General features: G+C 68.7%; 6 protein-coding genes. 1 reads left to right on the forward strand and 5 read right to left on the reverse strand.

Features of this window, described 5'->3' with window-relative positions:
- The 4 genes from VN461_20065 to VN461_20080 all read right to left on the reverse strand — a co-directional run.
- Positions 1–1001 (reverse strand): lysophospholipid acyltransferase family protein (locus tag VN461_20065; GenBank protein HXB57070.1); only part of this gene is annotated, 1001 nt, incomplete at its 3' end.
- Positions 998–1981 (reverse strand): NAD-dependent epimerase/dehydratase family protein, encoded by a 984-nt coding sequence (locus VN461_20070; protein ID HXB57071.1) that lies wholly within the window; start codon positions 1979–1981, stop codon positions 998–1000. The genes VN461_20070 and VN461_20065, both read right to left, overlap by 4 nt.
- 2 nt (positions 1982–1983) lie before the next feature.
- The gene (locus VN461_20075) at positions 1984–2304 is read right to left on the reverse strand and encodes a hypothetical protein (protein HXB57072.1); all 321 of its coding nucleotides are present in this window, start codon (positions 2302–2304) and stop codon (positions 1984–1986) included.
- Between the two features lie 117 nt (positions 2305–2421).
- Positions 2422–4305, reverse strand: a complete 1884-nt coding sequence (locus VN461_20080) for an SDR family oxidoreductase (protein HXB57073.1) — start codon at positions 4303–4305, stop codon at positions 2422–2424.
- A gap of 64 nt (positions 4306–4369) precedes the next feature.
- Here VN461_20080 and VN461_20085 point away from each other — a divergent pair, with 64 nt between their 5' ends.
- On the forward strand, positions 4370–5113 hold the full coding sequence (locus VN461_20085; protein HXB57074.1) for a glycosyltransferase: 744 nt from the start codon (positions 4370–4372) through the stop codon (positions 5111–5113).
- Positions 5114–5116: 3 nt separating this feature from the next.
- Here the strand turns inward: VN461_20085 and VN461_20090 are convergent.
- Positions 5117–7618 (reverse strand): error-prone DNA polymerase (locus tag VN461_20090; protein ID HXB57075.1); only part of this gene is annotated, 2502 nt, incomplete at its 5' end.

The raw sequence follows: 7618 nt of genomic DNA on the forward strand, positions 1-7618 counted from the left end.
CGCCGACGGGCCAGGCGGCCGTCGATCATGCCCTGGATCGTCGAGCGCACCTGTTCCGAGAGACGGTTCACGAGGATGGGATCCTCGGCCGCCTCGGCGCCGTAGGTCCCGGTGGGGACGGGGTCGCCGAAGTCGATCGACCATTTGGTGGGGAGGGGTATCACGCCCAGGGGCCCCAGGGCGGGGAAGGTGGGGGTAATCGGGAAGTAGGGCAGGCCGAAGGGACGCCCCACCCAGTCCGCCTTCGCCAACACGGGATGGATCTCCTCCGCCCCCACCACCGCGCAGGGGATGATGGGGGCGCCCGTGCGCAGGGCCAGGCGCACGAACCCGCCCCGGCCGAAGCGGGCCAGCCGATAGCGGTCCTGGAAGTACTTCCCCACTCCCTTCACCCCCTCCGGGAACACCCCTACCAGCTCTTCCTTGCGCAGGAGGCGCTCGCCGTTCTCCGGGTTGGCGCGTACTTCTCCGCTCTTGGCCAGAAGGGGAGCCAGGAAGGGAAGGAGGGCGAACATGTCGAGGGCCAGCAGCCGGCACTCCCGCTGAGCCGGGTGCTCGTGGCGAAGGGCGAGCTTGATCATCATTCCGTCCCAGGGCAGGACCCCCGAGTGGTTGGCGACGATCAGACCTGGTCCCTGGTCAGGCACGTTTTTGATGCCCACCGTCTCCACCCGCCACCAGAGCGTGTACAAGAACTCGAAGAAGGGGCGGATGGTCTCGGTGAATCTCCGGTCATAGCCGAACTCGTCCACTTCTTCGGAGTGCCAGGCGAAGTAGAGGCCGCGGGAGAGCCGGGCCAGGTTCTCCCAGTTCATCCCGGCCATCCCCGCCTGCAAGAGGCGGCCGAGGGCGGTGGGGAGGCCCTCCGCTCGGTCGCTCCCCGAACCCGGCTCTGCCGCTCGCGGCCGCTCCCGGGCGGGCGGCCTCTTCGGGGCGGCCCCTTCCGCGCCCGCCCCCTTCCGAGCCCGGCGCAGGGGCACCACCGCCGCCGGCTGGCTCATGCCCTCGCCTCCATCCTCTGGTTGGCCGCCTCTGGGTAGCGATAGCCAAGAAACGCGGCGAGCGCGTCCCGACTCGTGTGGCGGGCGGTGAAGCCGAGCAGCCGCTGCGCCTTCTCCCCGTCGGCCACACACAGGAATCGAACATAGTCGAGGAAGCCGCCCGGGGCCTCACCCAAGCCCGCGGACCAGAGCAGATCGGCGGCCGCGTAGGCCACGGGGTGCGGCACCGGCAGCGGCACCTTGTCCGCCAAGTGGAGGGCGGTGAGCAGGCTGATGACGCCGCGCGGAACGATGTTGAGACTCCCGCCCGGGGCTTTGTCCAGAGCCGCCTCCACCGCCTCCACCGCGTCGTCGGGGTGCAGGAGCTGGAGGAGGGGGTCATAGCCGAGAAGGACCGGGACCACGCGCCGACTGAAGATCCGGGTGTAGAAGGTGTGCACACCCGGGCCCAGGAGGGGTGCGAAACGCAATACGGTGACGGTAAGACGGGGATAGCGCCGCGCGAACGAGCGCGCGTGCCCCTCCGCCTCCAGCTTGTCGCGGATCCAGCCCAGGCCGGGGTTGGGTGGGGGGGTACGCTCTTCGGTCAGGTAATTGGGGTTCTGTCCCTGGGCCCCGTAGACCGCGGTAAAGGAGCGCACGATCAAATGGCGCACGCCCGCCGCCGCCGCCGCCGCCGCCAGGTGAAGGGTCCCGATCGACTCGAGCTCGTGGGCGTGGGGGGGGTCCCGCCGGGGATTCGTGAAGAACGCGGTGTGGACGACCGAGTCCACCTCCTCTTCTTGGAACGCCTCCAGCAGCCGCTGATCGGCGGCGGGCAGGGTGATGTCCACCATGTGGTACCGCACCCCGGGCACGCTGGCGGGGGGGGCGGCGACGTCCACCGCCAGCACGGAGTCGGGGTCGCGAGCGGCCACCAACCTCCGCAAGACGCGGCTGCCGAGGAAGGAGGAGGTCCCGGTGAGGGCGATCCGGCCCACGCCTATTCCGTCCGGCCGGTACCGCGGGTCTTGCCGCGGCGGCGCCGCCGCGCCGCCGCGGGCTTCGCCTTGGCCTTCAAAGCGACCACCTCCCGCTCGAGGGCCTCGATCCGGGCCAGGGCCTTTCTGAGCTCGCCCCGGGTGGGGACATTCATCGTCTTCAAGGCGTGTCCCACCGCCTCCTCCAGCTTCTGCTTTCCGCGGAGGGCCCCTTCCACCGCCTTCATGAACTGCGGGTTCGCCATCAGCTCGCCCGAGATCTGGCCGAACACCTCTTCCCCGCGGGCCTTGAGGCGCTCCAGCAGGCTCATCTCCTGGGTCACGGCGTCCTCCTTTCGGCGCGCTCCCTCGAGAGTATACCGAGCCCCCCTTAGCCCCGCCTATCCTCTTCGCGGCCGGGGCGGGCCCCTATTGCTCTTGGCTCCCGGAGCCGCTACGCCTCATCGGGGGCGGAATGTCTTGAGGTCGATCTCGCCCCCGAGCAGGCGCTGGAACTCCCCCGCGGACAGGGAAGCCACCTCCCGCCCGCTGCTGAACTCGATGGCCTCCAGGGCCTTCTGCCAGAGTTGTTCCCGCCGCGCGATTTCGTCCCCGTCGCGCACCTTCCCAAACTCCTGCACGTACCGGTTGTGCCGGCAGAGCATGCGGAAGGCTTGGAGGGTATCCGGACGGCGTATGGGCAGGCCGAGGATCCGCACGTCATTTCCAACGTCATGGATGGGCTGCCCCCACTCCCCGTAGACTCCGAAGATGGCTCCCAGTTTCTCCAGGGCATGCGCGAGCTTGGGCTCGTTGAGGCTCTGCAGGATCGCCTTCACCACGGGCATGGTGACATTCCGGGCCAGAGTGGGATCGGCCAGACGGACGTTGACCCCCAGCTCCTCCCGCGTCACCCGCACCACGTCCTCGGATCGGATCCGGTTGTCGGTGGCCAAGTGGATTCGGGCCCCGATCGCCTCCGGGGCGTGGAGGGCGGCCAGGATCCCGGCCGCCACCCGGTCCACGGGAACCAGGTTCAGCTCCGCGGAGCGATCGGCGGGGAACGACAGGGCCACCATCGCCACCAGCCGGGCCCGCAGACGGTCGGACCACTCCCCGCCCAGCGCCTCCATGGCCTCCTTGGCCCGCCCGAAAGCATTGATGGGCGCATTCACGACCTTGGTGTCGCCCCGGTTGTTTCCGGTACGCGAGTGGCCGATCACGATGGAGGGGAGGAGCTGGGTGACCCGCAGCCCCTGCTCGGTCAGGGAGCGATCGGTGTCGATCGAGGCCATGGCCTTGGTCAGCTCGTAGAAGTTGTTGTAGAAGTGCCGGGGGAAGACGAGGCCGCTCTCCTGGGCGATGGAGCGCTTCTTGCGGCCGTGGATATAGGAGGTCTCGATCGCGATGTGGCTGACAAACTTCGATCCCGGCGCCCGTTGCAGGCCCAGGGAGAAGGCCAGCGCGTTACGGCAGCCGAGCACGTTCGCGCGGTAGGAGTTCTCGTAGGTGTCGTCGAAGGAGACGCTGGCCGCACAGTGGATAACGTGGGTGAGCCGGGTCCTTAGCCGGGTCAGCTCCGTAGGGGCCAGGCCGAAGTTTGGCTTCTCGATGTCCCCGTTCACAAACCGGAACTTCTTCGCCGCCCCCCCCGTGATGTGCAGACGCTTGAGGAGCAGGGCCCCCCGCTGCGCGGGAGAGAGGGTCCGGACGACCTCCTTGGTTTTGGGATCGCGCACCCTCTCTGGACGCACCACCGCCACCACCTCTCCGATCCGCCGGTCTTGGGCCGCCTGGGCCAGGACCTCCTTGCCCACGAAACCAGTGGCCCCCGTGAGCAGGACGTGCAGGCCGGGCTTCGGGCCCCGGGTCTTGAGCCGGGCCCGCGCCTCCCGCTGGAGGTGCTCGACCCGCGCCTTCACTTCCTTTTCAGTGAGATGGCTGGTCTCCCGGAACTGGAAAACGACATCGCGCGCGGTCACGCCCAGGACCTTCTTGGCCTGGCGCTCTCGCTCGCGGCTTCCCGTGACCACGCCCACGCCGGCCGCCATCAGGGCGCCCAGCCGATTGACGGCCCGCAGGGTCTCCCGCACGGCCGTCTCCTTCCCCGTCAGCCCGATGAACCGGCTGGCCGCGAACTGGGCGGCCAGCTCCACCGGGTGCTTGTCGCGGTGGGCGTGGACGAGCAGCTCGTCGGGCTCGATGGGGCCCGGGATCTCCTCCCCCGTGGCCCGACTGATCCGAGCGATGTAGCGCGACGGTGAGCTCTCGGGCGCCGAGGCCCCGGGGGGGGCGGCCGCCCGCGGGGCCGACTTCGATGGCGGTTCGCCACGGCGGGCCTTCACGGCGGGATGGCTCCTCTTCGGGGACGTCCCTTTTTTCGCTCTCCGACTGCCGTATCCTGGTGAGGTGGATGGGACGGAGCCAGACTACTCCATCGTCATACCCGCCTACAACGAGGAAGCCCTTCTTCCCGGCACCCTGGAGCGGCTGCGGGCGGCGATGGCGGAGGCGCCCTTTCGGGGCGAGGTCGTGGTGTGCGACAACAACTCGAGCGATCGCACCGGGGAAGCGGCGCGGGCGGCGGGAGCCCGGGTCGTGTTCGAGCCGGTCAACCAGATCTCGCGGGCGCGAAACGCGGGAGCCCGGGTGGCCCGCGGGCGTTTCCTGGTCTTCGTCGACGCGGATACGAACGTCCCCCCCGGCCTTTTGCGCGAGGCCCTGGGCGCTCTGGGGGGACGCGCCTGCGGCGGAGGGGCCACCCTGATGATGGAGGGGCTCTCCCACCCCCTGGCCCTGCGCATGGTGGCGGGCTGGAACGCGCTCTCCCGGCGGCTCAGGTTGGCCGCGGGCTCCTTCCTTTTCGTCCGGCGCGAGGCCTTTCGGGCGGTCGGCGGTTTCTCGGAGAGAGTCTACGCCTCCGAAGAGATCTGGCTCTCACGGGCCCTCAGGCGGTGGGGCCGCGCGCAGGGACTGGACTTTGTGATCCTGGACGGCCACTCCCTGGTGACCAGCGGGCGCAAGGGCCGCTGGTACTCCCCGACCCTGATCTTCGTCACCGTCTTGCTCATGCTGCTCTGCCCATTCCTCCTGCGATTCCGTGCCTTTTGCTGGGTCTGGTACCACCGTCCCCCCGCGGGAGGGGCGTCCTGAGGCTTACCGGAAGTCCCGCGAGGGCACGGGCGGAGTGCCCAGGCCTGCGGGACGCGCGCTGAGGGCGCGGAGCGAGCCCCCGTCCCGCACCTGCAGGATCCCCTCGATTTCCAGAACGTCTGCGCCCACGAGCACGGCCTGTTGCTGGTGGAAGAGGTCCGGACGTACGGTCACGTTGATGAGCCCCGTCTCGTCCTCCAGGGTCAGGAACAGGAAGCCCTTGGCCGTGCCCGGCCGCTGGCGGCAGATGACGGCCCCCGCCACCTTCACTCGCGTCCCGTCGGGCAACCCCGCCAGGTCGGCCGCCCGCCGGACGCCGCCCGCGGCCAGCTCTCGTCGGTAAAGGGCCATGGGATGGGGGCCGATGGTGAGGCCGGTGCCGAGCAAGTCGCTCCCCAGCCGCTCGCGCAGGCTCATCTCCGGCACCGGCGACGGCTCCCCGGACTCGTCTTTTCCCGGGGCGCCGAAGAGCGGCCCCCGCGGACGTGCCGCCCGCTCCACTTGCCAGAGCGCACTCCGCCGGGTCAGGCCGAAAGCGTTGAGCGCCCCCACCTCGGCCAGGTTGCGCAACTCGTCCTTGCGGAGGCGGGCACGGTCTACGAAGTCCTGGAGCGATGTGAATGGCGCCCGGATCCGCGCGGCCACGATCCGCTCCCCCCCTTCCGCACGCAGGCCGGCCACGTAGCGCAGCCCCAGCCGCAACGCTCCCTCCTCCAGGGTGCAGGACCAGCCGCTGCTCGTCACGTCCACGGGCCGGAAGCGGACGCCGTGGCGCTGCGCATCCTTCACGAGGGTGAAGGGGTGGTAGAAGCCCATGGGTTGGTTGTTGAGGAGGGCGCAGGTGAAGGCCGCGCAATGGTGGGCCTTCAGGTACGCGCTCGCGTAGGCGATGAGCGCAAAGGAGGCGGCGTGGGACTCCGGGAAGCCGTAGAGGGCGAAGGACGTGATGGAGCGGACGATGACGTCTGCCGTCTCCCCCCCGATCCCCCGCTGCTGCATCCCCTCGCGGAGTCTTCTCTCGATCGCGACCATTTTCTTCTGCGAGCGCTTGAACCCCATGGCCCGCCGCAGTTCCTCCGCTTCCCCCCCCGTGAAGCCGGCCACGGTCATGGCCATGCGCAGGAGCTGCTCCTGGAAGAGGGGCACCCCCAGGGTCCGGCCCAGGATGGGCTCCAGCGACGGGTGGGGGTAGGTCACCGGCTTCCGCCCGTTCCGGCGGTCCAAATAGGGGTGGACCATTTTCCCCACAATCGGTCCGGGGCGGATGATGGCCACTTCCACCACCAGGTCGTAGAAGCGCTCCGGCTTCATCCGTGGGAGGGTGGCCATTTGGGCCCGGCTCTCCACCTGGAAGAGGCCTACGGTGTCGGCCTTCTGGAGCATGGCATAGACCTTGGGATCGTCGGGAGGCAGGTGCGCGAGGTCCACCTCCACGCCGGTCTCCCGCAGGAGCGCGAGCGAGTCCTGGAGGGCGGACATCATCCCCAGGCCGAGCAGGTCCACCTTGACGATCCCGAGGTCGGCGCAATCCTCCTTGTCCCACTGGATCACCACCCGGCCGGGCATGGTGGCGGGTTCGAGGGGAACGACAGCATCTAGCCTCCCCTGGGCGATGACCATCCCCCCCGAGTGCTGGCCAAGGTGGCGCGGCAGGTCCTGGATCTCCTGGAAGAGGCGGGCGAAGAGTCGCACCCGCCGGTCGTCCGCGTCGAAGCCCGCCTGCCCCAGGCGTCTCTCCAGAGTGTCGCCGGGGTCCACGTACTCGAAGCGACGCATGTAGCGCGAGAGCCGGTCGATCTCGGGGGGAGGGATCCCCAGCACCTTGCCGACCTCCCGGGAGGCGCTACGGTCACGGTAAGTGATCACGTTCGCGGTCATGGCCGCACCCCGCGCACCGTAACGCTCGTAGACGTGCTGGATGACGCGCTCGCGGCGATCACCGCTCGGCAGGTCGAGATCGATGTCCGGCCACTCCCCGCGCTCCTCGGAAAGAAAGCGTTCGAAAAGCAAATTCATGCCGACGGCATCCACCGCGGTGATGCCCAGGGCGTAACACACCGCGCTGTTCGCCGCGGAGCCGCGCCCCTGCACCAGAATGCCGCGTTCATTACAGAAACGAACGATGTCCCACACGATCAGAAAATACCCTTCCAGATGGAGTTTTTCGATCAGGGCCAGCTCGCGTTCGATCTGCCGCGCGGCTTTTTTATTTTCCGGGCCATAGCGCCGGAGCATGCCCTCCAGCGTGCGTTCCCGCAGAAAATGCGCTTGCGACTTTCCATCGGGAACCGGATAGTCGGGGAATTTGTAACCCAGGGCGCTTAAATCGAATTTCAATCGCGATGAAAGAGTCTGGGTGTTGGCGATCGCTTCCGGGACATCGGCAAACAACCGCGCCATTTCGTCCGACGATTTCAGGTGGCGTTCCGAATTGCGGGTGAGCAGGCGTCCGGCGGTAGCCAGCGTGCGATGGTTGCAGATGCAGGTGAAGACATCCAGAACTTC

This window comes from Vicinamibacteria bacterium (assembly GCA_035570235.1).
Classification (GTDB): Bacteria; Acidobacteriota; Vicinamibacteria; order Fen-336; family Fen-336; genus DATMML01.